The sequence below is a fragment of the uncultured Bradyrhizobium sp. genome (assembly GCF_936928535.1).
Lineage (GTDB): Bacteria > Pseudomonadota > Alphaproteobacteria > Rhizobiales > Xanthobacteraceae > Bradyrhizobium.
The window spans coordinates 49,413-74,089 of record NZ_CAKZHY010000172.1; the positions used below are offsets into that span (position 1 = coordinate 49,413).

23 protein-coding genes, 2 pseudogenes and 1 riboswitch are annotated in these 24,677 nt (G+C 65.4%); of the genes and pseudogenes, 15 read left to right on the top strand and 10 right to left on the bottom strand.

What is annotated here, in order from left to right; genetic code table 11:
* Positions 1–14: 14 nt before the first annotated feature.
* The 4 genes from Q0687_RS34595 (at position 15) to Q0687_RS34610 (ending at position 5,140) form a co-directional block, all read left to right on the top strand.
* Positions 15–1,508, top strand: a complete 1,494-nt coding sequence (locus Q0687_RS34595; RefSeq protein ID WP_298887188.1) for an ABC transporter substrate-binding protein — start codon at positions 15–17, stop codon at positions 1,506–1,508.
* Positions 1,509–1,971: 463 nt separating this feature from the next.
* Positions 1,972–3,057 (top strand): cytochrome c peroxidase, encoded by a 1,086-nt coding sequence (locus Q0687_RS34600; protein WP_298887191.1) that lies wholly within the window; start codon positions 1,972–1,974, stop codon positions 3,055–3,057.
* 19 nt (positions 3,058–3,076) lie between these two features.
* Entirely contained in the window at positions 3,077–3,397 is a 321-nt protein-coding gene (locus tag Q0687_RS34605; protein WP_298887194.1) for a plastocyanin/azurin family copper-binding protein, read from the top strand.
* Positions 3,398–3,481: 84 nt separating this feature from the next.
* Positions 3,482–5,140, top strand: coding sequence for a methyl-accepting chemotaxis protein (locus Q0687_RS34610; RefSeq protein WP_298887197.1), 1,659 nt, complete (start codon positions 3,482–3,484; stop codon positions 5,138–5,140).
* 267 nt (positions 5,141–5,407) lie between these two features.
* Here the strand turns inward: Q0687_RS34610 and Q0687_RS34615 are convergent, their stop codons facing one another.
* Both Q0687_RS34615 and Q0687_RS34620 read right to left on the bottom strand, forming a co-directional pair.
* Positions 5,408–6,028, bottom strand: coding sequence for an alpha/beta hydrolase (locus Q0687_RS34615; RefSeq protein ID WP_298887198.1), 621 nt, complete (start codon positions 6,026–6,028; stop codon positions 5,408–5,410).
* Entirely contained in the window at positions 6,025–6,963 is a 939-nt protein-coding gene (locus Q0687_RS34620; RefSeq protein WP_298887200.1) for a ring-cleaving dioxygenase, read from the bottom strand. The genes Q0687_RS34615 and Q0687_RS34620 overlap by 4 nt, the downstream gene beginning before the upstream one ends.
* 129 nt (positions 6,964–7,092) lie before the next feature.
* Between Q0687_RS34620 and Q0687_RS34625 the strand changes: the two genes are divergently transcribed.
* Entirely contained in the window at positions 7,093–8,022 is a 930-nt protein-coding gene (locus tag Q0687_RS34625; protein WP_298887203.1) for a LysR family transcriptional regulator, read from the top strand.
* A gap of 22 nt (positions 8,023–8,044) precedes the next feature.
* On the opposite strand, the gene Q0687_RS34630 is transcribed toward Q0687_RS34625, so the two are convergent.
* Both Q0687_RS34630 and Q0687_RS34635 read right to left on the bottom strand, forming a co-directional pair.
* Positions 8,045–8,935: a LysR family transcriptional regulator gene (locus tag Q0687_RS34630; protein ID WP_298887205.1), complete on the bottom strand. Its 891-nt coding sequence runs from the start codon at positions 8,933–8,935 to the stop codon at positions 8,045–8,047.
* A gap of 57 nt (positions 8,936–8,992) precedes the next feature.
* A pseudogene (locus Q0687_RS34635) lies at positions 8,993–9,237 on the bottom strand (TetR family transcriptional regulator); the annotation flags it as partial.
* A gap of 159 nt (positions 9,238–9,396) precedes the next feature.
* Between Q0687_RS34635 and Q0687_RS34640 the strand changes: the two are divergent.
* Complete coding sequence (locus Q0687_RS34640) at positions 9,397–9,870, top strand: SRPBCC family protein (protein ID WP_298887207.1); 474 nt, start codon at positions 9,397–9,399, stop codon at positions 9,868–9,870.
* Positions 9,871–9,914: 44 nt separating this feature from the next.
* A complete protein-coding gene (locus Q0687_RS34645) occupies positions 9,915–10,583 on the top strand; it encodes an SDR family oxidoreductase (RefSeq protein ID WP_298887208.1) in 669 nt (222 codons plus the stop codon).
* A gap of 49 nt (positions 10,584–10,632) precedes the next feature.
* Here the strand turns inward: Q0687_RS34645 and Q0687_RS34650 are convergent.
* Positions 10,633–11,400 (bottom strand): annotated as a pseudogene (locus tag Q0687_RS34650) (alpha/beta hydrolase); the annotation flags it as partial.
* A gap of 123 nt (positions 11,401–11,523) precedes the next feature.
* Here Q0687_RS34650 and Q0687_RS34655 point away from each other — a divergent pair.
* Positions 11,524–11,760, top strand: a complete 237-nt coding sequence (locus Q0687_RS34655) for a hypothetical protein (RefSeq protein WP_298887211.1) — start codon at positions 11,524–11,526, stop codon at positions 11,758–11,760.
* Positions 11,761–11,819: 59 nt separating this feature from the next.
* Here the strand turns inward: Q0687_RS34655 and bluB are convergent, their stop codons facing one another.
* The 3 genes from bluB to cobU are packed head-to-tail and all read right to left on the bottom strand — an operon-like array spanning position 11,820 to position 13,741.
* Positions 11,820–12,452, bottom strand: coding sequence for a 5,6-dimethylbenzimidazole synthase (gene bluB / locus Q0687_RS34660; protein ID WP_298887214.1), 633 nt, complete (start codon positions 12,450–12,452; stop codon positions 11,820–11,822).
* A 3-nt stretch (positions 12,453–12,455) separates the two neighbouring features.
* Complete coding sequence (cobS, locus tag Q0687_RS34665; protein WP_298887217.1) at positions 12,456–13,241, bottom strand: adenosylcobinamide-GDP ribazoletransferase; 786 nt, start codon at positions 13,239–13,241, stop codon at positions 12,456–12,458.
* Complete coding sequence (gene cobU / locus Q0687_RS34670) at positions 13,238–13,741, bottom strand: bifunctional adenosylcobinamide kinase/adenosylcobinamide-phosphate guanylyltransferase (RefSeq protein WP_298887220.1); 504 nt, start codon at positions 13,739–13,741, stop codon at positions 13,238–13,240. The genes cobS and cobU overlap by 4 nt, the downstream gene beginning before the upstream one ends.
* A 121-nt stretch (positions 13,742–13,862) precedes the next feature.
* Between cobU and cbiB the strand changes: the two genes are divergently transcribed.
* The gene (gene cbiB, locus Q0687_RS34675; protein ID WP_298887223.1) at positions 13,863–14,804 is read left to right on the top strand and encodes an adenosylcobinamide-phosphate synthase CbiB; all 942 of its coding nucleotides are present in this window, start codon (positions 13,863–13,865) and stop codon (positions 14,802–14,804) included.
* 11 nt (positions 14,805–14,815) lie between these two features.
* Entirely contained in the window at positions 14,816–15,781 is a 966-nt protein-coding gene (cobD, locus tag Q0687_RS34680) for a threonine-phosphate decarboxylase CobD (RefSeq protein WP_298887226.1), read from the top strand.
* Here cobD and Q0687_RS34685 read toward each other — a convergent pair.
* Complete coding sequence (locus Q0687_RS34685; protein WP_298887229.1) at positions 15,770–17,218, bottom strand: cobyric acid synthase; 1,449 nt, start codon at positions 17,216–17,218, stop codon at positions 15,770–15,772. The two genes, cobD and Q0687_RS34685, sit on opposite strands and share 12 nt — an antisense overlap.
* Before the next feature lie 5 nt (positions 17,219–17,223).
* Positions 17,224–17,883: a cob(I)yrinic acid a,c-diamide adenosyltransferase gene (gene cobO, locus Q0687_RS34690; RefSeq protein WP_298887232.1), complete on the bottom strand. Its 660-nt coding sequence runs from the start codon at positions 17,881–17,883 to the stop codon at positions 17,224–17,226.
* A gap of 40 nt (positions 17,884–17,923) precedes the next feature.
* A riboswitch (cobalamin riboswitch) is annotated at positions 17,924–18,141 on the top strand.
* A 95-nt stretch (positions 18,142–18,236) separates the two neighbouring features.
* On the opposite strand from cobO, the gene Q0687_RS34695 reads away from it, so the two are divergent.
* From Q0687_RS34695 to Q0687_RS34715, 5 genes are read left to right on the top strand one after another with little or no spacing between them, the layout of a single operon-like run.
* Positions 18,237–18,611 (top strand): DUF1636 domain-containing protein, encoded by a 375-nt coding sequence (locus Q0687_RS34695; protein WP_298887234.1) that lies wholly within the window; start codon positions 18,237–18,239, stop codon positions 18,609–18,611.
* The gene (cobW, locus tag Q0687_RS34700; protein ID WP_298887236.1) at positions 18,608–19,642 is read left to right on the top strand and encodes a cobalamin biosynthesis protein CobW; all 1,035 of its coding nucleotides are present in this window, start codon (positions 18,608–18,610) and stop codon (positions 19,640–19,642) included. The genes Q0687_RS34695 and cobW overlap by 4 nt, the downstream gene beginning before the upstream one ends.
* Positions 19,642–22,890, top strand: coding sequence for a cobaltochelatase subunit CobN (gene cobN, locus Q0687_RS34705; protein ID WP_298887239.1), 3,249 nt, complete (start codon positions 19,642–19,644; stop codon positions 22,888–22,890). The genes cobW and cobN overlap by 1 nt, the downstream gene beginning before the upstream one ends.
* On the top strand, positions 22,887–24,047 hold the full coding sequence (cobG, locus tag Q0687_RS34710) for a precorrin-3B synthase (protein ID WP_298887242.1): 1,161 nt from the start codon (positions 22,887–22,889) through the stop codon (positions 24,045–24,047). Before cobN ends, cobG begins: the two co-directional genes overlap by 4 nt.
* Positions 24,047–24,676 (top strand): precorrin-8X methylmutase, encoded by a 630-nt coding sequence (locus Q0687_RS34715; RefSeq protein WP_298887245.1) that lies wholly within the window; start codon positions 24,047–24,049, stop codon positions 24,674–24,676. The genes cobG and Q0687_RS34715 overlap by 1 nt, the downstream gene beginning before the upstream one ends.
* The last annotated feature ends 1 nt before the right edge of the window (position 24,677 follow it).

The following is a 24,677-nucleotide window of genomic DNA, read 5'->3' on the forward strand; positions in this document are numbered from 1 at the left end:
CCGGGGAGTTGGGCATGTTGAAGAAACTATCGATCGTCGCTATTGCCGCGGCATTGGCCGCGGCGCCGCTGCCGGTGCTGGCGCAAAGCAAGAAGGACAGCGTCGTCATGGGCATGACGCTGGAGCCGCCGGGGCTCGATCCGACCAACGCGGCCGCCGCCGCGATCGCCGAGGTCACGCTCTACAACATCTACGAGACGCTGACCAAGATCAACGAGGACGGCTCGGTCTCGCCGCTGCTCGCCGACAGCTGGACGGCGTCACCGGACCTGAAGACCTATACGTTCAAGCTGCACAAGGGCGTCAAATTCCAGAACGGCGAGGCCTTCGATTCCGCCGCGGTGAAATTCTCGTTCGAGCGCAACGCGGCCGCGAACAGCACCAACAAGGACAAGAGCCTGTTTCAGGCCTTCGAGAAGGTCGATGCGCCCGACGCGGGCACGATCGTGATCACCCTGAAGAATTCCGAGCCGAACCTGCCGTTCCTGCTGGGGCAGGCGAGCGCCTCGATCGTCGAGCCGAAGAGCGCGGCGACCAACATCACGCAGCCGGTCGGCACCGGCCCCTATCAGCTAGGCGCCTGGGCCAAGGGCTCGTCGATCACGCTGAACAAGTGGGCCGACTATCGCAACCCCTCCGCGATCAAGCTCTCGAAGGTGACGATCCGTTTCATCTCCGATCCCGCCGCCCAGGCTGCGGCGCTGCTCTCGGGTGACGTGGACGCATTTCCGCGTATCGCAACCCGCGTTGTTGCCCAATTCAAGGCCGACCCGCGCTTTACCGTTCTGATCGGCGGTTCGAAGGCCAAGACCATCGTGGCCATCAACGAAAAGAAGAAGCCGCTTGACGATGTCAGGGTGCGCCGCGCCATCCTCGCCGCCATCGACCGCAAGGCGATGATCGAAGGTGCGGCTGAAGGCTTCGGCACGCCGATCGGCAGCTTCTACACGCCGGGCTCGCTCGGCTATGTCGACACCACCGCCATCAACCCCCACGATCCCGAGAAGGCGAAGAAGCTGCTCGCTGAGGCCGGCGTCACCACGCCGCTCGAGCTCAGCCTGAAGCTGCCGCCGCCGCCCTACGCGCGGCAGGGCGGCGAGATCCTCGCGGCGCAACTTGCCAAGGTCGGCATCAACGCCAAGATCGAGAACGTCGAGTGGGCGCAGTGGCTGTCGCAGGCGTTCGCGCCGAACGGGCCGCACAATTACGACCTCACTATCGTCTCCCATGTCGAGCCGTTCGATCTCGTCAAGCTGACCGAGCCCGACTTCTATCTCGGCTACAACAGCGAGGCCTTCAACGCGCTCTACAAGCAGATCGTGTCGACGCCCGACGAGGCCGGCCGCGCCAAGCTGCTCGGCGATGCCCAGAAGATGCTGGCGACCGACGCCGTGGCCGGCTTCCTGTTCCAGCCGCAATGGCCCACGGTCATCAACAAGAAGCTGAAGGGCGTCTGGAAGGAAGTCCCGCAGTTCGAGAACGACTTGTCGGCCTGGTCCTGGGAGTAAGCAGGACCGCCCCGTCAGTCGACATTATCGCCTCTGCAATGGCCTCTTCCCATCGGGAGGAGGCCATTCGTTTTGGCTCGCCAGGACATGATCCGAAAACAACCCCATGCACCGTAGGGATGGGCCTGAAAGGTCTGGTGGATTTTCGAATTTGACGAAATTGCTTGCTCCGTCGGGCAAAACACTGGCATATTGGTAGGATCGGAAATTCAGAAACGATCGGCCGACTAACAATTGTTAGTCACGGGCTGTTCCGCGACTCTGTTCCGCGACCCTGTTGCGCAACTCGTCGTTGGCGGCTGATTCCTTCCGCACTTTATGATTGCTGAAATGCCGAAAAACGATAGTGGAACAATGTCGCCGGTACGATCTGTTTAACGATTTGCCGGTAAATTGAGCACGATTTTATCGAACGGCGTTTTGCGGTGTCGCGAATGACACCTCTTTCCTTGAGGACATTTGCATGCCGACGCAGAGCTCCCATCGCTCGCGACTGCTCGTTGCGACGGTCGCATCAGCCGCACTCGGCGTTCTCGGGTCAGCGACGATCGGTTTTGGCGCCGCCGTGGTCGGCGAAAGCCGAAAGGTCGAGATCACGCAGAAAGGGCCAAGCGGTGTGGATGCGCTCAAGGCGCAGTATCGCAGGCCGGCGACGATCCCGTTCCCCAAGGACAATCCGTTCACGCCCGAGAAGGCGGCTCTCGGCAAGAAGCTCTATTTCGACACGCGCCTCTCGGTGACCTCAGCGCAGTCGTGCGCGAGCTGCCATAGCCCGGGCTTCGGCTGGGGCGACGGGCTTGCGGTCGGGGTAGGTCACGGCATGGCAAAGCTCGGTCGCCGTTCGCCGACCGTTGTCAACGCGGCCTGGAGCGCGATCTACATGTGGGATGGCCGTCTGCCGACGCTCGAAGACCAGGCGCTCGGTCCAATCCAGTCGCCCGGCGAAATGAACATGAAGCTCGACCAGCTCATGTCGCGACTCGCAAGCATTCCCGAATACAAGCCGATGTTCGACGCAGCCTTTCCGGGCGAAGGCATGAAGCCGAAGACGCTGGCCCAGGCGATCGCGACCTATGAGCGTACGGTCGTCTCGGAACGAGCGCCGTTCGACGCCTGGATCGAAGGCAACGAGAAGGCGATTTCCGAACAGGCCAAGCGCGGCTTCGCGCTGTTCAACGGCAAGGCGCAATGCGCGGCCTGCCACGAGGGCTGGAACTTCACCAACGAGGGCTTCCAGGACATCGGCCTGCCGAGCAAGGACATCGGTCGCGGTGAATACCTCCCTGCAGTCATCAAGATGCAGCACGCGTTCAAGACGCCGGGCTTGCGCGAGATCACCCGCCGCGGTCCTTACATGCATGACGGTTCGCTCCCGACGCTGGAAGCGGTCATCGACCATTATGACCATGCCGGCGTCGATCGGCCCAGCCGGTCGGATCTGATGCGTCCGCTCGACCTCACCGCGCAGGACAAGGCCGACCTCGTCGCATTCCTCAAGACTTTGACCAGTGAGCTCGGTCCGACGGCCGTGCCGGTCCTGCCACGCTAACCCACGAAGGCTTCCTCACATGCGCACAATCGCTCTCTTCACCTGTGTCATCGTTACCGGCTTTTCGGTCGGCGCCTATGCGGCGACCGAAATCATCCATCAGCAAGGCCGCGCTTTCTCTGCCGAGAGCATCACGGTCAAGAAGGGTGAGGCCGTCACCTTCCTGAATGACGACACGGTGCCGCACAACATCATGTCGGCCAGCAAGGGCAACGAATTCAATCTGGGATCGCAGGCGCCGGGCACCTCAACCGACGTGTCCTTCAAGGAGGCGGGCGACGTGCAGGTGATCTGCGCCATTCATCCGCGCATGAAGATGATGGTCAAGGTGACCGACTAGGATTTTTTTCTGACGCGTTTTCTTCACGCGAACAGGTAATCCACTTCGCTCGAAAACGCTCTACCGAAGCGCCGGAGATTGACGATGTTGATACGCTACAAGATTTTCGGTGCCTTCAGTGTCGTGCTTCTCCTGGCCTGCGGCATCGCCTTCTATGGTATCCGCGCCATCGGCAGCTCCGGCGACATGGTCGTCCGTCTCTATGACGGCCCGTTGATGGGAATCAACCATGCGCGTTCCGCCCACGCGGCGTTGCATGAGGCCCGGCTGGTGCTCCAGCGGGCACTGGTCGCGGGCAGCTCCAGTGAAACGGTCACAAAATTCGAGGGGCTGATCCGCGATAGCGTCGAGGACCTGAAAGTGGTGCGCGAGCGCGCCGCCACGCCGAGCGTTTCGGCCGCGCGCGAGAAGGCCGAACAGCAACTCAAGGACTGGTCGACCGCCGCGCTCAAGATATTGAAACCTTCGCCCGGCGGCGTGACGGAAATCCCGACCAGCTTCCTGCTTGCCCAGCAAGGCGATCGGCTGATGGCGTCGATCGACGACCTCGTCGAGCTCGTGGCCGCCTACGGCTATGAATACCGCATGGCGGCAGAGAAGGACGTGGAGGCGGCCCGCACCACGATGCTGTCGGTCGCGGTCGGAACAGTCGCGATCGGACTTCTGATCGCGCTTGCGTTCTCGTACTCGATGAGCCGGCCGATCTCCGCAGCCGTGCGTGTTGCCGAGCGCGTGGCGGCGGGCAATTTCGCCGATGACATCGCGGTGCGTCGCCGCGACGAGCTTGGTCGACTGCTGAAGTCGCTTGCTGTCATGCAGGCGAGCCTGAAGACCCGCGCCGATGACGATCTCGCGCTTATTACCGCCAAGGACCAGAGCAGTGCGGAGCAGGCCGGTCACCGGCGGCGTCTCGAAGCCGAGATCGATGCCTTCCGGTCCGCCTTCAGCGAGGTCATGAGCAACACGGCGCGCATGACCGGCGAGTTGACGGATACGGCGCAGGGCCTCGCCTCGGCCGCACGCAATGCGGGCTCGCAATCGAACGAGGCAGCTTCGACGGCGAAGGAAACCTCGGCGAACGTCCAGACCGTGGCGACAGCCGCAAGTCAGCTCGGCCAATCCGTCCAGGCGATCACCTCGCAGCTGGCGGATGCGACCACCATCGTGCAGCGAGCCTCCGGCATGGCTGAGGCGGCCAACCAGACTATCGGCAGGCTTGCCAGTGCCGCGCAGCAGATCGACGAGGTGGTCGGCTTCATCAGGACCATTGCCGGCCAGACCAATCTGCTCGCGCTCAACGCCACGATCGAAGCGGCGCGGGCCGGCGAAGCGGGCAGGGGCTTTGCAGTCGTTGCCTCCGAAGTGAAGGCACTGGCGACGCAGACGGCCAAGGCGACGGAGGAAATTTCGAGCCAGATCACCGAGGTGCAGTCGGCGACGCGCGAGGCGGTCGACAACGTCGGCGCCATCGCGTCGATCATCGGCGACATCGACGGTTTAACCGGGCGAATCGCGGCCGCGGTCGGCCAGCAAAATGCGGCGGCCGGCGAGATCTCCAGGAATATCGGACAGGCGGCGTCGGGAACTGCGCTGGTCGCGCGCAGCATTGCGGGGACGGCCGAGGCGACGGACAATGCCAACCGCACCGCCGACGTCGTGCTCGCGACGGCCCACGACCTGTCCAGCCAGGCCACTCAGCTGCGCTCGTCGGTAGATCGCTTCCTGTCGAACGTCGCGGCGTAGACCGCCGCCAAGGTGCAGGGCAATAGCATATGGGAGAGATCCTCCCGTGGCCATCCTTCGAGACGCCCGCCGTCGGCGGGCCCTCAGGATGATGACGGAGTGTGCGGCGCCGGCTTCAACGAACTCCCGTGCCGCTTAGCCTCATCCTGAGGAGACGGCAAAGCGGTCGTCTCGAAGGACGAGGCGCGCGCTCAGGTCACGCAAATTCCAGCTGGTTTGACTGAAAGAAGCGGCGCACCGTCTGAAGACAATGCGCCGCTTGTTTGTTTAGGCGGCTTTCGCGTCGACGCTGCCGATCCAGTTGCGGGCGAGTGTGACGTCGGCTTGCGACAATTGATGACCTGCCGGCAAAACCTTGTGCGTTACGCTCGCGCCAGCCTGCGTCAGGAGTGCAGCGAGCTGCGCTGAATTGCTCGCCGGGACGATCGGATCAGCCTGCCCGGACAACAGCAGAACCGGCTTGCCATCGAGATTGGCCTTGGGCGGATCCGACAGCGGCACCATCGCGCGCAGCAGCACCGCGCCCGCCAGCACGTCCGGCTTCAGCAGCAACAGCGCGGCTGCGATGTTGGCGCCGTTGGAGAAGCCGACCGCAACGGGCGCCACGATGCCGTATTGCTTGCGTGCGTCCGCGACGAAGTCGCCGAGCTCGAGCGCGCGGCGGCGCACGTCCTCCTCGTCGAACACGCCTTCCGAAAGGCGACGGAAGAAGCGCGGCATGCCGTGTTCGAGCACGCGGCCGCGCGGCGAGAGCAGCGCCGAGCCCGGCGAGATCATCTTGCCGAGGCCGAGCAGGTCGTTCTCGTCGCCGCCGGTGCCGTGCAGCAGCAGGAGAGGCGGGGAGCCCGCGTCAGTCGCGGGCTCGAAACGATGGATGAAGTCGGTCATGACGCGGTCTCTTCGAGGTTCGGCAACACGCCCTCGATCTGCTTGCGGTGCTGCTCGAGGAAGCCGGGCAGCTTCAAATCGCGTCCGAGCGTCGCCACGGGTTCGTCCACGGCGAAGCCGGGGATATCGGTCGCGATCTCGAACAGCACGCCGCCGGGCTCGCGGAAATAGATCGAGCGGAAGTAGTTGCGATCACGCTGCTCGGTCGGATGCAGGCCGTGATTGCTCACGAGCTTTTGCGCCATCTTGCCCTGCTCGGCATCGTCAGCCGCGCGGAACGCGATGTGGTGCACCGAGCCGCCGCCCTGATGTCCCCGCAGAAATCCCTTGGCCTCGTAGATGTCGACGACGCTGCCCTCGGCATCGCCAGATGCCTTGAAGCGGATCACCGAGCCTTCACGGCCCGTCTCCTTGAAGCCGAACACGTCGGTGAGGACGGCAGCGGTCTTCGCCGCGCTGTCGAGCAGCAGGGTCACGCCGTGAAAGCCGCGGATCGCGTGCTCTGATGGCACGTCGCCATTGCTCCAGCCGGGCTCGTTCTCGGCGCCGGGAATGCCGACGAGCGCGAGCGCCATGCCATCCGGATCGGTGAACGGCAGCACGGACTCGCCAAAGCGCTTCTCGAGCGCCTCATAGGCAATGCCCTTCTCGATGAAGCGCTGGGTCCAGTAGCCGAGCGAGCGCTGCGGCACGCGGAAGGCGGTCTGATGGGTCTCGCCGACGCCGCGGCGCCCCGGCGCGACGCCGGCCCAGGGGAAGAAGGTCAGGATGGTGCCGGGACGGCCGGTCTCGTCGCCGTAGTAGAAATGATAGGTGCCGGGATCGTCGAAATTGACCGTCTTCTTGACGAAGCGCAGGCCCAGATCCCGCGTGTAAAAGCCGAAATTCCTGATGGGGTCGCCGGCGATCGCGGTGACATGGTGCAGTCCAGACATTGTCGTCCTCCAAATCCTGGGGAGCGGTCTTGCTCTGGCCGGAAATATCGTTCCGGTTTGGATTGGAGACAATCCATGCAAAGATGACGTCTATGTCTACGATTTGGAAACAATCGCCGAACCTAGCCTATGGATAAGGTCGCCAGCCTCCGAGCCTTCGTGAAGGTGGTCGAAAGCGGCAGCTTTGCCGAGGCGGGCCGGCAGCTGCGGCTGTCGCGCTCGGCCATCAGCAAATACATCGCCGACCTCGAGGAGAGCCTCGGCGTCCAGCTCCTGAACCGGACCACCCGCCACGCCAGCCCGACCGAGAACGGTCAGCGGTATTTCGAGCGCGCCGTCGTGATCCTCTCGGAGATCGAGGCGGCCGATCAGGCGGTGACGCAGGCCCAGTCGGCGCCGCGCGGCTTGCTGCGGGTCAACGCACCGATGTCGTTCGGCACGATGCGGCTCGGGCCTGTGCTCGCGGACTTCATGGAGGCGTATCCGGAGCTCCAGCTTCAGATCGTGCTCAGCGACGATTTGCTCGATCCCGTGCAGGATGGCTTTGACGTGACGTTGCGCATCGCGGATCTGGAATCCTCGAGCTTGATCGCGCGAAAGATCATGCCGGTGCCGCGCATGATCTGCGCCTCGCCTAGCTATCTCGCGCATCACGGCACGCCAAAGCATCCGCAGGATCTGCGTGAGCACGCATCGCTCACCTACGGCTTCCTGCTGACGGGCAATCAATGGAAGCTTTCAGGCGCCGACGGCGACCACTGGATCCAGCCGGCCTGGTCGCTCTGCGTCAACAATGCCGAAGTGCTTCGCGACGCCGCGATCAAGGGCAGGGGGCTCGCGCTGCTGCCGGAGTTCATTGCGGCGGAGGCTTTGCGGAAGGGCGATCTGCGGACGGTGCTAACAGATTATTCGGCGCCGCCGCTGGCGCTTTATGCGGTCTATCCGCCGACACGGCATTTGTCGGTGAAGGTGAGACTGTTCATTGATTTTCTGGTGGAGCGATTTGGGCGGGAGGAGGAGGCGGGCGCGGGGATGCGCCATACGTCACAGGGTCGCTGAAGCGCCTCGCCGAGGCCGAACCCTAATCGATGAAGGCCGCGAGCTCCTCGGGCGTACCGGAGGGAAAGGCCGCCTTGAGGAAGTCGAGGAATGCCGACACCCGGGCGCTCAGCAATCTGCGCGACGGGTAGAGCGCCCAGAGCGCGATGGGCAGCCCGTCGACATCGCCCCAATGGATCAGCCTGCCGGCGCCGAGGTCGTGACTGACGAGCGATAGCGGAAGGCGCGCGGCACCGACGCCGGCGCGGACGGCGTCGCGGACCATGACGAGCGACGACAGACGAAGCACTGGATCGGTGTTGATCCGGATTTTCCGGCCCCGCGCCGTCATGTCCCAGGCAGGGCTCAGATCGCCCGCGCCCCTGACCACGGTCGGAACGGCGCGATCGCCTTTCGGACGCCTCAGCGCGGGGCTTGCCACCACCACCAGCCGGTCGCGCATCAGAATGCGTCCGACCAGCGTTTCATCCGGATCCGGATTGACCCTGATGACGAGGTCATAGCCTTCCTCGATCATGTCGACGGAGCGGTCCTCAGTGGTGATCTCGAGCCTGATATCAGGATATTTCAGCGCGAAGCCGGCAGCGAGCTTTCCCATCGCGGTCTGCGAAAACAGCAGGGGTGCGCTGACCCGCAATCGTCCGCGCGGCTTGTCGCTGCCCGAGGCGATCGCCGCCGCGCTCTGTTCGATCTCGGCGAGCAGCGCGCCTGTCCGCTCGTGCAGAGCGCGCCCTTCCTGGGTGAGCTTCAATGTGCGCGATCCGCGTTCGAACAGTCGCAGGTCGAGGCCGCTTTCGAGTTCGGAGACGCGGCGAGAGAGCGTCGCCTTCGGGCGGCCCGAGGCACGGGCCGCGCGCCCGAAGCCGCCATGCCGGGCGACGAGATTGAAATCGGCAAGCGCAAGCAAATCCATACGTTCCACCCTTGAGACGGTCTGGCCGAATATAGGGTATTTTGGCCAGATGGCGGATCAGTAACTTGCCGCGGCTTGTCGGCGTCCCGCTCTGGAGCCAAGAAGTCCGCGGACCACCAGCGCTATCCGCTGGTCACGCGCAACTTTCTGATCCGGCCGGAGCGTTCGAGCTCGGCCAATCCGTGCAGCGCCGCCCAGAATGTCTCGGTCGCGACCTCGACGTCGCTCCTCGCAGGCGCAACCACGGACGCGAGCGCCGCGAAACCGTCCTTCAACTCCAGCCTGGTGTCGGCTTCCGCGAAGCCCGCTGGGGACGCTCTCGACGAGTGTTCCACCAGCGAGACGAACTGTCCAAAATTAGCGGCTATCGTGATTGATTTGGATCACTAATTTCCTGGCTACGAACTCGGTCGACGCAGCTGTCGCGGCCGAACGCCAACCACGAGACAAGGACCATCGTCATGATCTATTCGACAGCCACCGTCCCGGTGAACCCGGTAGGCGAAACCAGGCTGAGCCGCGAGCAGGTCTGGAAAGGGCTCGAGCTCAAGGCGCGCGATGCCCGGCTTTTTCTGCCGCCCGGCCTGTGCACGCGCTGCGAAATCGTCGAGGAGAGCGCCACGCATTTCGTGCGCGAAGTCACCATCGCCGGTTCGGATCTGCGCGAGATCATCGCGCTCGAGCCGCAGAGCAAGGTGACGTTCTTCCAGGCCACCGGTCCGCGTGAAGGCGCCATCATCAACGAGATCGTCGAGAACGACGCGGGCGAGCTGATGCTCAGATTCTACGGCTACCTCGGCCTGCGCGGAAAGCAGCCTGATGGTCCCGAGGAGCAGGCCGAGCAGGCGCAGCTCGACAGCGACAGCGGCTACAAGGCCGCACTGCTGTCGACGCTCAAGCGCACCCGCGAGCTGCTCGCCAACGGCACGCTCTGATCAATCCCCCGAACACAGCAACGCATCACATGATGGAGGCAACAATGACTGCTGTCACGGAGATCGGCGCACCAACGTCCGCAGCGAAGATCCTGGTTCTTGGCGCAACTGGCGGCACCGGACGGCAGATCGTCAGGCAGGCGCTGGCCCGCGGCCATCAAGTCACCGCATTGGTGCGGTCACCGGAAAAGGCGGGCGATCTGAACGGCGCCCGGCTCGTCGTCGGCGACGTGCGTGACGAGACGACGCTGCGCGAAGCCCTGAGGGGACAGGACGCCGTCGTGAGCGCGCTCGGCACGCCGGCCAGCCCTTTTCGCGAGGTGACGCTGCTTTCGACCGCGACGCGTGCACTCGTCAAGGCGATGAAAGCCGAGCTGGTGTCGCGCCTGGTCGCTGTCACGGGGATGGGCGCCGGCGACAGCCGCGGGCATGGCGGCTTCGTCTTCGATCGCCTGATCTTCCCGCTGCTCCTGAAGAAGGTGTATGCCGACAAGAACAGGCAGGAAGCCATCGTGAGGGACAGCGGGCTCGACTGGGTGCTGGTGCGTCCCGCCGTTCTGAACGACAAGCCCGGCCGCGGACAGGTGCAGGCGCTGACGGATCTCTCCGCCTTTCACGGCGGAAGCATCTCGCGACAGGACGTCGCCACCTTCGTTCTCGACCAAGTGCGCGGTGATGCCTGGTTGCATCGCTCGCCGTTGATCACCTGGTGAAGTCAGCGAAGCGAAGCCGAGCTGAAGCAATTCAGCTCGGCTCGCCATCCTATTTCTTCCCGTCGAAGAACCCGCGCACGGCCTTGATGGTTGCGGTCGGATCCTCCTCCATCAGCCAGTGCCCGGCGCCGGGAATCACGATTTCGGTGACGTCGGTCGCGGCGTTGCGCATCACGACCGCTTCCATCTTGCCGAAGGATTTTTCGCCGCCCACCGCAAGCACGGGCATGGCCAGCTTGGTCGCGATGGCCTTCTTGTTGTCCTCGGCGTCGGTGCGGATCGCCCTGAACTGGGCGAATGCCGCGTGCATCGCGCCCGGCCGCGCATAGAGCTCGGCGTAGTGACGGCGCGTCGCTTCCGTGACCTTTGACGGCGTGCCGGCAAATTCGTTCCAGAAGCGATCGAGGTAGATGCGCTCACGGCCCTTGACCAGCCGTTCCATGTCGGGGCCTTCGAAATCGAAGTGCCAGAGCTGCGGGCTGCGGACGATCTCGTCCCACGGCGGCACGCCGGGCACGGGAGCGTCCATGACCACCAGCTTCTCGGTCAGATCGCGATAGCGCGCCGCGTAGGCATAGGCCACCATGGTGCCGATGTCGTGTCCGACGACGACAGCCTTGTCGATATTGAGCGCCTGCAGAACGCCGCGCATGTCGGCGGCCTGATTCCATTTGTCGAAACCGCCGTCGGGCTTGCCGGACAGGCCCATGCCGCGCAAATCGGGAAGGACCACGGTGTGATCGCGTGCAAGGTCCGCTCCAAGCTTGGCCCACATGTCGCCGGTGTCGCCAAAGCCGTGGATCAGGATCACCGCGGGGTGCGGTTATCCGACCAACGGGGCCTCGGGCGACAGCGGCTATTATTTCAACGCCGAGCTGCATTACAACTGGTCGCAATGGCTGAAGGGATTTGACACTACATCTTCACCGACTGGGGCGCGGTGTATTCGACGGCCCCCGGCATCACCGAAATGACCTCCGTCGGCGTCGGCTTCTCCTGGACCTACGCGCCGTTCATGACGTTCGAGGCCAATTACGCAACGCCAATGAAGCTGGCGGTCTCGACCCAGCGCCATTACGAAGCCTATGGCCGTGTCATCTTCCGCCCGCTGCTGATGTTCGAGAAGCAGCAGACGGCGACACCGGTGGCGGCCGTTGCCGACAAGAGCAAGTCGTAGCTGATCTCTTCGTGGGCGTCGCTCTCTCGCAATGACGGAAGATGGTGCGTGCGATCCAACTATCGCCGCAGCGTGAATTCTTCGGGGCTGCGCCGGTGTTCCCACTTCGCCCGCTCCAGCTCGGGCTGGTCGCACTCCGCCTCGGGGTAGCCGATGCAGAGATAGGCGATGAACTTCCAGGAGGCGGGCACGTCGAGCACGCCGTGGATGCGATCCGGATTGAGGATGGAGACCCAGCCGAGCCCGATGCCCTCCGCGCGCGCGGCGAGCCACATCGCGGTGATGGCGGCGACCACGGAATATTCCGTCGTCTCCGGCATGGTGGCGCGGCCGAGGCCGTGGCCGGTGTCGCTGGCCTTGTCGGCGAACACGGCGAGGTGGCTCGGCGCCTGTTCGAGGCCTGACAGTTTCAGCGTGGCATAGCGCGCGGCGCGCTCGCCGGAATAGCAGTTGAGTGCATCGGCGTTGCACGCCTTGAAGTCGTCGATCACGGCGCGTCGCCGCGCGGGATCGTCGACGATGACGAAGCGCCACGGCTGGCTCAGGCCGACTGATGGCGACAGGCAGGCAGTCTCGATCAGCCGCTCCACGGCGCCGTCAGGCAGCGCATCGTTACGAAAGCGGCGCACGTCGCGGCGCCACACGAACAGCTCGCGCAATTGCCGGCGGAAAGCATTGTCGAACGCGACCATCGCTCATCCTCCCCCGTGGAGGAAAGCTGCCGCGACCAGCAGGATCAGGATTTCGCCTGTTTGCTCGAACGCGCCCAGGATGTCGCCGGTCTGTCCGCCGATCTGACGGATGGCTGATCGCGCCAGGATCAATCCGGCGAGCGACAGCAGCACCAGGCCGACCAGCGCCTTGGCCGGCCCGAGCGCCAGCGCAAGCATGAGCGTCCCAATTGCGAAAGCGATGGCCACACTGCGGCCCGGCGGCGCTCCCGCACCCGCCGCAAGTCCGTCGCGGCGCGCCGGGGGCACCAGCGACATGAAAGCCGGCACGCCCGCGCGGGCCGCGGCATGAGCTGCGCAGAGAGCCAGCATCACGGCCCAGGGACTTGCGATCGCGGCCAGCGCGCTCCAGCGCAGGCCGAATGAGAGGATGAGCGCGCAGACACCATAGCTGCCGATCCGGCTGTCGCGCATGATCTCGAGCTTGCGTTCGCGCGTCCGGCCGCCGCCGAGCCCGTCGGCGGTATCGGCAAGCCCATCCTCGTGCAGCGCGCCGGTGATGAGGGTGGTCGTCGCGAGTGACAGCAGGGCGGCGAGGTCCGGCGCCAGTCCGACGCGAATGGCGACCTTGTAGACGAAAGCGCCCGCGAGCCCCACCAGCAATCCCGCGACCGGCAGCGCCCAGGTCGCGCGCGCGAGGACGCCTTCGCCCGCCGGCTTCGACGAGGCCATTGGAACGATCGTGACGAAGGACGCCGCGATCCTGAGATCGGCGATGAGGTCCTTCAGAATGTCGACGCGCGCGATCATTTCAGTTTCATCGGCAGGCCGGCGACGATGAACTCGACCTCGTCGGCAACACCAGCGATCGTCTGATTCATGATCCCCGCGGCGTCGCGAAAGCTGCGGGCCAGCGCGTTGTCGGGCACGATGCCAAGGCCAACCTCGTTGGTAACGAAGACGGCGGGGCTCTCGAGGCGGGGCAGGGCGGCGGCAAGTTCGCTCACCTCGTGCTCCCAGTCGCGCTCCGCATGCATCAGATTGGAGAGCCACAGCGTCAGGCAGTCGACAAGCCGTGCGCCGCCGCCGTCGGTTGCGACCAGCGCACCCACGAGATCGAGCGGGACCTCGCGCTCGATCCAGCCGGTTCCACGCCGCGCGCGATGCTTTGCGATGCGCGCGTCCATCTCCGCATCGAGCGCCTCGGCCGTCGCGACATAGACGGGCTGCCCGGGAAAAGCGCGCGTACGCATTTCCGCACGCTTGCTCTTGCCCGATCGCGCTCCACCCGTGATCAAGATGACGGCCACAAAAATCTCCTGTGGGCCTGACTAATCACCAAACGCGGCCAAAGACAAAGCCGAAATCAGCCCGACAGGGGCTTGCGCTCGCCCCCCGCTTTGCGCAACAGGGGCGGGACAGGAGGCAGGCGTGGGCTTTGCGGGCGCGATGGTGGTGGCGATGGCGGTGGATGCCCTCATGGGCTGGCCGTCGTGGCTGTTCGCGCGGATCGGTCACCTCGTGACGTGGCTCGGCCGGCTGATTGCGGTCATCGACGCCAGCTGGAATCGGGATTCCGACTTGCCCGCGCTCCGGCGCGCCGCGGGCATTGCTGGCGCGCTTCTGGTCATTGCGATCTCTATTGGTCTTGGTTGGGTGCTCCAGTCCTTGTTACCTTCAGGCTGGATCCAGCTCGTGCTGGTCGGTGTCCTCGCCTGGCCGCTGGTCGCGCTGCGTTCGCTGCATGATCATGTCGCTGCCGTCGGCAAGCCTCTACTGGGCGGCGATATCGCCGGCGCACGCGAGGCGGTCTCGCGTATCGTCGGCCGCGATCCTGCAGCGCTCGATGAAGCCGGCATCGCGCGTGCCGCGATCGAGAGCCTCGCGGAGAACACCTCCGACGGCATCGTCGCGCCAATATTCTGGGGCGCACTGTTCGGCTTGCCCGGCATTTTCGGCTACAAGGCGATCAACACGCTGGACTCCATGATCGGCCATCGCAGTGAACGCCACGAAGCGTTCGGCTGGGCTGCGGCGCGCATCGACGATGTCGCCAATTTCATTCCGGCGCGCCTGACCGGCTTTCTGTTCGTGCTGCTGGCGCCGCGGCGATCGGAGGCACTGTCGTGCATGACGCGCGATGCGCACCGCCACCGTTCGCCCAATGCCGGTTGGCCGGAAGCGGCGATGGCCGGCGCGCTCGGTGTGCGGCTTTCTGGTCCCCGTATCTATCATGGCGCCGTCACAAAAGAGCCCTGGCTCAACGAGGGCGCGCGCGATCCGCTTGCGGCCGATATCAGCGAGGGATTGGCGGTTTACCGTCGCGCCATGTTGCTGCTCGCGGGTCTGCTTGCGATCCTGGCCTTCGCGTGAAAGAACAGGGCATGCGCGAGCACGGTGGAAATCTCGATCTGGCCCAGCAGCGTTTTGGTGGGCGCGCGGAAGACTGGATCGATTTGTCGACCGGGATCAACCGGCTGCCTTATCCCGTCGGCGAGATCGCCGCGCATCATTGGCAGGCGCTGCCGTCGCGATCCGAGATCGATACCCTGCATCAGGCCGCGCGACAGGCTTACAGGACAACCGCACCTATTGTCGCGATCGGCGGCGCACAAGCCGCCATTCAGCTGCTGCCGCAGCTTGCCCCGCGCGGCCGGGCCCGCATTCTCGCGCCGACCTACAACGAATATGCCCCCGTTCTGGCAGTCTCCGGATGGGAGATCGAGGAGGTGAGGGAGCTTGACGCGCTGGCGGGAGCAAACCTCGCCATCGTCGTCAATCCCAACAATCCCGACGGCCGCCGTCATGCGCCGAAGGATCTGCTCGCGCTATTGCCGCGCGTCGGCTACCTCGTCATCGACGAGAGCTTTGCAGATGCTACTCCCGAACTCTCGCTCGCCTCGGAAGCCGGGCGGCCGGGGCTGCTGATCCTGCGCTCGTTCGGGAAGTTCTATGGCCTTGCCGGTCTGCGGCTCGGCTTCGCACTCGGCCATGCTGATAACATCGGTCAGCTTGCGGTAGCGTCAGGCCCGTGGCCGGTATCGGGCGCCGCGATCGCGATCGGTTGCCGCGCCTTGCGGGATGAGGCTTGGGCCAAGGCGACGTTAGCGCGGCTCGCACGCGACTGCGTTCGTCTTGACGCGATGGTGCAGGCGCAAGGCTGGCAGCTGATCGGCGGCGGGCCGCTGTTTCGTCTTTACGAGACGCCTGATGGGCTTGCCACGCAGGAAAAACTCGCGCGTGGCCAAATCTGGTCGCGCGTCTTCGCGCAAAATCCGACATGGCTGCGGCTCGGGCTTCCCGGCGCTGAGGCTGAATGGGAACGCCTTGCCGAGGTGCTAGCGCGCTAGCGCGAGCAGGCCTTCGACGTCGAGATGCTTCTCGATGTGGTCGGCCAGCGCATCAAGCGCGCTTTCGACCCTGGCGTGATAGGGCTCTTCGCCTGCGGGAATGTCGAGCCTCGCCAGATACGCCCTGCGAAATTCGTCCGACGTGAACAGGCCGTGCAGATAGCTGCCCTGCACGCGTCCATCGTGCGAGATCGCGCCTTCGGGCTCGCCGTTCAGTGTCGCGAACGGCCGCGCGCGGTCTGGCCCATCGGTGCGGCCGATATGGATTTCGTAGGCCTGAATCGGCTGATTGGTCGCCGCGTGAACGGCTGCAACACGCGTCAGCGTCTTCTGCGGACTCATCACCGTTTCAACGTCCAGTAATCCGAGGCCCGGCGTATCACCGGCGGGTCCCTCGATACCGTCAGGATCGGTCACGCTGCGTCCGAGCATCTGATATCCACCACAGAGGCCGAGCACATGGCCGCCCCGGCGGTGATGCGCGAGCAGGTCGATGTCCCAACCCTGCGCGCGCAAAAAGGCGAGGTCGCCGCGGGTGGATTTCGAGCCGGGAATGATGACAAGCCTGACATCGCCGGGGATCGCTTCGCCCGGACGCACCATCACGAGATCGACTGAAGGCTCGAGCTTGAGCGGATCGAGATCGTCGAAATTGGCGATTCGGGACAGCGCGAGGCAGGCGATCTTGGTCTGACCCGGCTTGCGTGCATCGCGCAGACCCAGTGCATCCTCGGCCGGCAGTTCGCCGGCGCGCGAAAACCATGGCAGCACGCCGAGGCCGCGCCATTCCGTCTTCGCTTCGATCAGCCTGTAGCCGTCGTCGAACAGCGTGGGATCGCCGCGGAATTTGTTGATGACGAAACCCTTGATCATCGCGGCATCGTCAGGATCGATCACGGTCTTGATGCCGACGAGTTGTGCGATGACGCCGCCGCGGTCGATGTCGCCGACCAGCACGACAGGCACATCGGCCTTACGAGCAAAGCCCATATTGGCGATGTCGGCCTTGCGCAGATTCACTTCGGCCGGGCTGCCGGCGCCTTCGACCAGCACCAGATCCGCGCGTGCCTTCAGCCGCTCAAAGCTTTCCAGCACCGCGCCCATCAGCGAGGGCTTCATCGCCGCGTATTCACGCGCTCGCGCGGTCGCGATGCGCTTGCCCTGCACGATGATCTGCGCGCCGACATCGGTCTCGGGCTTGAGCAGGACCGGATTCATGTCGGTGTGCGGCTCGACGCGGGCGGCGAGCGCCTGCAGCGCCTGCGCGCGGCCGATCTCGCCGCCATCGACGGTGACTGCGGCATTGTTCGACATGTTCTGCGGCTTGAACGGAAGCACGCGCAAGCCGCGGCGCGTGAACGCGCGCGCGAAGCCGGCGACGATGAGCGACTTGCCCACGTCCGAGCCGGCCCCCTGGATCATCAGCGCGCGTGCCATGGATGTCAGAACTCGACGCCGGCCTGCGCCTTGATGCCGGAGCGGAACGGATGCTTCACTAGCGTCATCTCGGTGACGAGATCGGCGATCTCGATCAGCTCGTCCTTGGCGTTGCGACCGGTGAGCACGACATGCGTCATTGGCGGCTTCGAGGTCTTCAGGAAATCGACCACCTCGGCGATGTCGAGATAGTCGTAACGCAGCGCGATGTTGATCTCGTCGAGCACGACCATGCGCAGCCGTTCATCCGAGATCAGCTCCTTCGCCTTCTCCCAGCCGGCGCGCGCCGCCGCGATGTCGCGGGCGCGGTCTTGCGTTTCCCAGGTAAAGCCTTCGCCCATGGCGTGGAACTGGCAGAGCTCGCCGAAATGGCCGGTGAGGAGGCGTCGCTCGCCGGTATCCCAGGCGCCCTTGATGAACTGCACCACCGCACATGGGAAGCCATGGGCGACGCAGCGCACGATCATGCCGAAGGCCGATGACGACTTGCCCTTGCCGGCGCCGGTGTGGACGATGATGAGGCCTTTTTCGCCGCTCTTGGTCGCCATGATCTTGTCGCGAGCGACCTTGATCTTCGCCATTTTGGCAGCGTGCTTCGCGTCAGTCTTCGCGTCAGTCTTGGCGTCGGTTTCGTCGGCCGTTTGGGTCTCCGGTTCAGGCGTCATTGGTTCCGGTCCTTCGGCTTGACAAGAGGCGGCCGGGGGCAAATGGTGGCCCGGCGTTGGTTCCTGTCCTATGACAGGCGAAGAGGGAATGCGATAGGGTCCGAATCGGCAAGATTTGGGTCCAAAATGCAGCCGCCCCCGCGACCGTGACCGGAGAGATGCCCAAAGCCACTGATCCCCAGGGATCGGGAAGGCGGGGATCGAAGGGGAAACCCTGCTCCGCAAGCCGGGAGACCTGCCAGCGCGGACGATTTTTGGACCGGCGGACGGGGTGTTCCGCGACGGGGAAACGGGCCTTCGCAAGGGAGGTTCGTGAGCCTCTTCGCCTCCCGCTGTTACTTCTGGAAGAGGCGATGACTGTCACACTGCATGTCTGCATCACCTGCAAAGCCGGGCAGACGCTCGGCGAGGGCGAGGTCACGCCCGGCAAGCGCCTGCATGGCGCAATCCTCGAAGCCGGCGTGCCCGAGGGCGTAACCGTGATTCCCGTCGAATGCCTGTCGGCATGCAGCCAGGGCTGCTCGGTTGCGCTCAGTGCGCCAGGCCGCTGGTCCTATGTCTATGGCCGCCTCTCGGATGCCAACGCGCAGGACGTGGTCGCGGGCGCTGCCGCCTATGCCGCCGCACCCGATGGCCTCGTCCCCTGGCGCAGCCGTCCCGAAATCTTCCGCAAGCAGTCGCTTGCGCGCATTCCCCCCATCGCTGCGTTGCCGGAGGCTGCCGAATGAACTCGCTCGCAAAGGTCCCTGTGACTGTCGTCACCGGCTTTCTCGGCTCCGGCAAGACGACGCTGATCCAGCATCTGCTGAGCAATCCCAATGGCAAGAAGCTCGCGGTGCTCGTCAACGAGTTCGGCAGCGAGGGCGTCGACGGCGAGATCCTGAAATCCTGCGCCGACGCCAACTGCCCGGAAGAGAATATCGTCGAGCTCGCCAATGGCTGCATCTGCTGCACCGTTGCCGACGATTTCATTCCGACCATGGAGCAGCTTTTGGCGCGGCCGGTGCGGCCCGATCATATCCTGATCGAGACCTCGGGCCTCGCGCTGCCAAAGCCGCTGCTGAAGGCGTTCGACTGGCCGGAGATCCGCTCGCGCATCACGGTTGATGGCGTGATTGCGCTCGCCGATGCCGAGGCTGTCGCCGCCGGCCGTTTCGCGCCGGATCCGGATGCGATCGAAGCGCAACGCGCTGCGGACGAAAATCTCGATCACGAGACGCCGCTGTCCGAAGTGTTCGAGGATCAGATCGCCTGCGCCGATATCGTGCTGCTGACCAAGGCCGATCTCGCTGGAGCCGCCGGCATCGAGGCCGCCAAGGCTGTGATCACCGCCGAGATGCCGCGCCGCGTGCCGATGCTGCCGATCACCGACGGCGCGATCGATGCGCGCGTCATCCTCGGCCTCAACGCTGCCGCCGAGGACGATCTTGCCGCGCGTCCCTCGCATCACGACGGCGAGGAAGAACACGAGCATGATGATTTCAATTCTGTCGTGATCGACCTCCCCGAAGTGACCGACGTCGATGCGCTGGTTGCGTCAGTGCAGAAGCTGGCGCGTGAGCAGAACGTGCTGCGTGCCAAGGGCTATATCGCGGTCGCGGGCAAGCCGATGCGGCTGCTCTTGCAAGCGGTCGGCGAGCGCGTGCGCCACCAGTTCGACAAGCCCTGGGGCGCAAGCGCCAGGCGATCGAAGCTCGTCGTGATCGGCGAGCACGGCGATATCGATGAAACCGCAATAAGGGCGGGATTGGGAGTCTGATGCACGTCGTCTTCCGCGAGAGCCGCGGTCTGGAGGAGACCGCGACGCCAAGGGACATCGGCCAGGACCCGGCCGATCTCGTGGTGCTCTCGTACTCGGATTCCGACCTTGCTGCGTTCGCGGCGGGCTGGCGCCGCGGTCGCGACGGCCTGCCGTCGCTGCGGCTCGCCAATCTCGCGGAATTACGTCATCCGCTCTCGGTCGACACTTACATCGAGCGCACGCTGTCGCAGGCGCGCGGCATTCTGGTGCGCCTGATCGGCGGAGAGTCCTACTGGCCGTACGGGCTCGCAGCGCTCCAGCAACTGGCCAAAGATCGGGGCATCGTGCTCGCAGTGCTGCCGGCCGATGGCCGCGACGACATCAGGCTGGACGCGTATTCCACCTTGCCGGCTTCGACACTGCGCCGCCTCAAGGTGCTCTGCGACACCGGCGGCCCCGTCGCGGCGCAAGCCGCCATCGCGCAGCTCGCGTTGGCCTCGGGTCTCTATGCCGGGCCTGTTGTCGGCGAGATGACCGTGCCCGACATGGGCTTTTACCACCCCGCCCGCGGTGTCATTGCTGCGCCGGTGCCGGGCGAGGGGAAGCCCTTCGCGCTCGTGACGTTCTATCGTTCCTATCTCACGGCCGCCGACACTGGTCCCGTTGATGCGCTGATCGCAGCGTTGCGCGAGAAGGGGTTTGATGCGTATGGGGCCTTCGTCGCATCGCTGAAGGCGGCGGGCGTCGGAGCTTGGTTGCGCGCGCATCTTGCGCAACATCCGCCCGCCGCGATCGTCAATGCCACGGCGTTCTCGGCCGTCGGCGACGACGGCACGACGCCGTTCGATGCTGCGCTGTGCCCCGTCTTCCAGGTTGCACTCTCCTCGGCGCGACGAGAGGATTGGGCGGAATCGTTGCGCGGCCTGTCGCCGGGCGATCTCGCGATGCATGTGGTGCTGCCCGAGGTCGACGGCCGCCTGTTCGCCGGCGTGGTTAGTTTCAAATCGGCCGGGATGCGCGATCCCGACCTTCAGTTCTCGCATCTGGCCCATCGGCCGGATGAAGAACGCGTCAAGGCCATCGCCGCCCGCGTCGCGGCTTGGCATCGTCTTGCCGAGAAGCCGGTCGCCGAGAAGCGGCTAGCCATCGTGCTCTCCAACTACCCGGGCAGGCCGCACCAGATCGCGCATGCGGTCGGGCTCGATGCACTGGCTTCGGTCGAGGCGTTGGTATCCGATCTTTCCGAGGCCGGCTTTGACGTTACGCCGGTCCATGCGCTCGGCGAGACGTTGCTCGATCAGACCTTGACGTGGAGCGTCGGCGATTACCGCGCCGCGCTCTTACAGCTTCCGCAAGGCTTGCAAGACGATCTTGCGCAAGCCTGGGGCGCGCCGGAGAGCGATCCGAGCTGCCGCGACGGCGCATTCCACTTCGCTGCGATCCCGTCAGGCCGATCGATCATCGCGGTCCAGCCCGAGCGCGGCGATGCGACGACACGCGATTCCGACTATCACGACCTCGCCCGTACGCCGCGCCATGCCTATGTCGCTTTCTATCTCTGGCTCTGCAGGCAGGGAATTGATGCCGTCGTGCACATCGGTGCGCATGGCACGCTGGAATGGCTACCGGGGAAATCCGTGGCCCTGTCGTCTGCGTGCTGGCCCGAAGCGCTGACCGGCGATCTCCCGGTGATCTATCCCTTCATCGTCAACGATCCCGGCGAGGCCGCGCAGGCCAAGCGGCGCATCGGCGCCGTCACCATCGGCCATCTGCCCCCGCAGCTCGAACAATCCGCGATACCGGAAGGCCTGCGCCGGCTCGAACGCCTGCTCGACGAATACTCGACCGCCGATGGTCTCGACCCCGCCCGCCGCCAGCGCCTCATTACGGCGATCCGCGACGAGGCGCGCGCGGCGGGCCTCGAAGACGATCTCGGCCTCGATGCCTCCGCGGCGCCGGCCGAGGCGATCCCGCGGATCGATCGCTTTGTCTGCGATCTCAAGGAAAGCCAGTTCGGCGACGGCCTGCACGTGTTCGGCCGCGGTGCCTGCGGCGATGCCGAGCGGGACGCGTTGCGTGTTGCGCTCGCGGGACAACGTGTTGCGCCGGGGCCATCAGGCTCGCCCTATCGCGGGCGGCAGGACGTGCTGCCGACGGGACGCAATCTCTTCGCCGTCGATCCGCGCGCGGTGCCGACGCCATCGGCGCATGCGCAGGGCATCAAGCTCGCTGAGGAGCTGCTGCGCCGCCATTTGCAGGATCATGGCGACTGGCCAAAGGGTCTCGTTGTCGATCTCTGGGGCTCGGCGACGATGCGCACCGCAGGCGAGGAGTTTGCGATGGCGCTGCATCTGGCCGGCCTCGCGCCGCGCTGGGATCACGCCTCCGGCCGCGTCACCGGCTATGACATCATCGTGCCGGCCGAGCTCGGCCGTCCCCGCATCGACGTGACGCTACGGGTCTCGGGCCTATTTCGCGACGTCTTCGCAGGCCTTGCGCAATTGTTCGAAGCGGCTTCCGAGGCACTTGCCTCGCGCGAAGACGAGGGCGACGAAAATCCCTACCGCTTTCGCGCCTCGCGCGTGTTTGCGCCGCGTCCCGGACAATACGGCGTCGGCCTCTCGGCCATCCCAGATGCCTTCACGCCGGAGACACGCGAGGCCGCCGGCGAGGCCTGGCTCTCCGCTTCGTCCTGGGCGTTCTCCGCCGATGGCGAGATCAAGCCCGCTCGTGCCGGCATCGAGCAGCGGCTCGCCTCTGCCGACGCTTTCGTCCACGCCCAGGATCTGCCCGAGACCGATCTTTTGCTTGCCGCCGATTATGCGGCGCATGAAGCCGGCATCGCCGCGGCGGCAGCGCATCTCGGTGCGTCGGAGCCATCGCTCTATCATCTCGACACGACGCGCCCGGATGAGCCGCACGCGCGTACGCTGACGGAAGAGATTTCCCGCGTCGTCCGGGCTCGCGCGGCCAATCCGGCCTGGATCGCCGGCATGATGCGCCACGGCTTTCGTGGGGCGGCCGAGATATCCGCGACGCTCGAGCACATGGCCGCGTTTGCGCATCTCGCCGGTGCCGTGCCGCCGCATCTGTTCGACCTCTATTATGATGCGACCATCGGCGATGCCGATGTCCGCGCCTTCATGGCGCGCGAGAATCCGGCAGCGCTCGCCGCGATGGAGATTTGTTTCACGCGCCTTCACGAAGCCTCGCTCTGGCGGACGCGCCGCAATTCGATTGCGGCTGCGCTGAAGGAGGCGTCATGAGTGCGGCCGCGATCAAGGGCTGGTGTCCGGGCGCGCTGCGGCCGATGCAATCGGGTGACGGGCTCGTGGTCCGCGTGCGTCCGTTCGGCGGCCGGCTCGATGCCGCGCAGATGTCGGGGCTCGCGCATCTCGCCGAGCGCCACGGCAACGGTCTGATCGACGTGACCAGCCGCGCCAATCTCCAGATCAGGGGTGTCAGCGAGGCCAGCCATCGGCCGCTGCTCGACGGGCTTGCGCAATTGGCGCTGCTCGACCCCGATGCCGACACCGAGTCCCGGCGGAACATCCTGGTCACACCGTTCTGGCGCGATGGCGACGAGACCCAGGCGCTTGCCGCCGAGCTCGAAGAGGCGCTCGCGGACTCCGCGCTCGAGCTGCCGACGAAATTCGGCTTTGCCATCGATGATGGCAACTCGCGCGTGCTCGCGGGCAATTCCGCCGACGTGCGGATCGAGCGTGACGCAGCCGGCGGTCTCCTCGTGCGCGCGGATGGCGCGAGGTTCGGCCGCAGCGTTGCGCGTGGCGAAGCCGTGGCTGGCGTACTTGCTGTCGCACGCTGGTTCGTCGCATCAGGCATCAGGGATGGGCGAGGGCGCATGGCAACGCATCTTGCGGCCGGCGCACAATTGCCGGAGGCGCTGTGCGGCGAGGCGGAGCCGGCGCCGATCATGGCGGCGGCGAGGCCGGGTCTCTATCCGCAAGGGGCCATGGTCGGCATCGCCTTCGGGCAGATGGCGCACACGACGCTCAACCAGCTCGCTGGTTGCGGGCATGCGCTGCGGATGACGCCGTGGCGCATGGTCTTGAGCGAAGGCAAACGGACGATGCCGTCTGCGTCCGGCCTGATCACCGAGGCCTTCGATCCGGCCCTGCGTGTCGTCGCCTGCAGCGGCGCGCCGCGCTGCCGTGAGGCCCATGCCGATACGCGGGGGCTGGCGGCGGCGCTTGCGCAGAGCATCGGCGGGGCCGCGCAGCTCCACGTCTCCGGCTGCGCCAAGGGCTGCGCCCATTCCGGCGCGGCCGCGATCACGCTGATCGCAACAGCTAAAGGATTCGATCTCGTGCGTGGCGGCTCGACCCGCGACGCGCCGATCCTGCGTGGGCTCGATCGTGACGACATCGTTCGTGACCCCTCCATCCTGATGGGAGGGCACTGATGCCGCACATTTACGAGACTGATGGTGCGGCGATCTATCGGCAATCCTTCGCGACCATCCGGGCCGAAGCTGATCTTTCGCGCTTCACGCCGGACGAAGAACAGGTCGTGGTGCGGATGATCCATGCCGCCGGCATGGTGGGCCTCGAGGCGCATGTCCGCTTCACATCAGGCATGGCGACGGCCGCGCGCGCCGCCCTGCAGAAGGGCGCGCCGATCCTGTGCGATGCGCGCATGGTGTCGGAGGGCATTACCCGTGCGCGATTGCCTGCGGCCAATGCCGTGATCTGCACGCTTGGCGATGAGACCGTTCCGGCGCTCGCCAAGTCCATGAACAACACGCGCTCGGCCGCGGCGCTGGAACTGTGGCGGCCGCATCTCGATGGCGCGATCGTCGCGATCGGCAATGCGCCGACGGCGCTGTTTCATCTGCTCAACATGCTGGAGGATCGCGACTGCCCGCGGCCTACGGCGATCATCGGCTGTCCCGTCGGCTTCGTCGGTGCGGCCGAATCCAAGGCCGCGCTGATGGCTGATCCGCCGGTGCCGGCGCTGACGGTCGAAGGCCGCCTCGGCGGCTCCGCGATCACGGTCGCTGCCGTGAACGCGCTGGCGAGCCGGAGCGAATAAA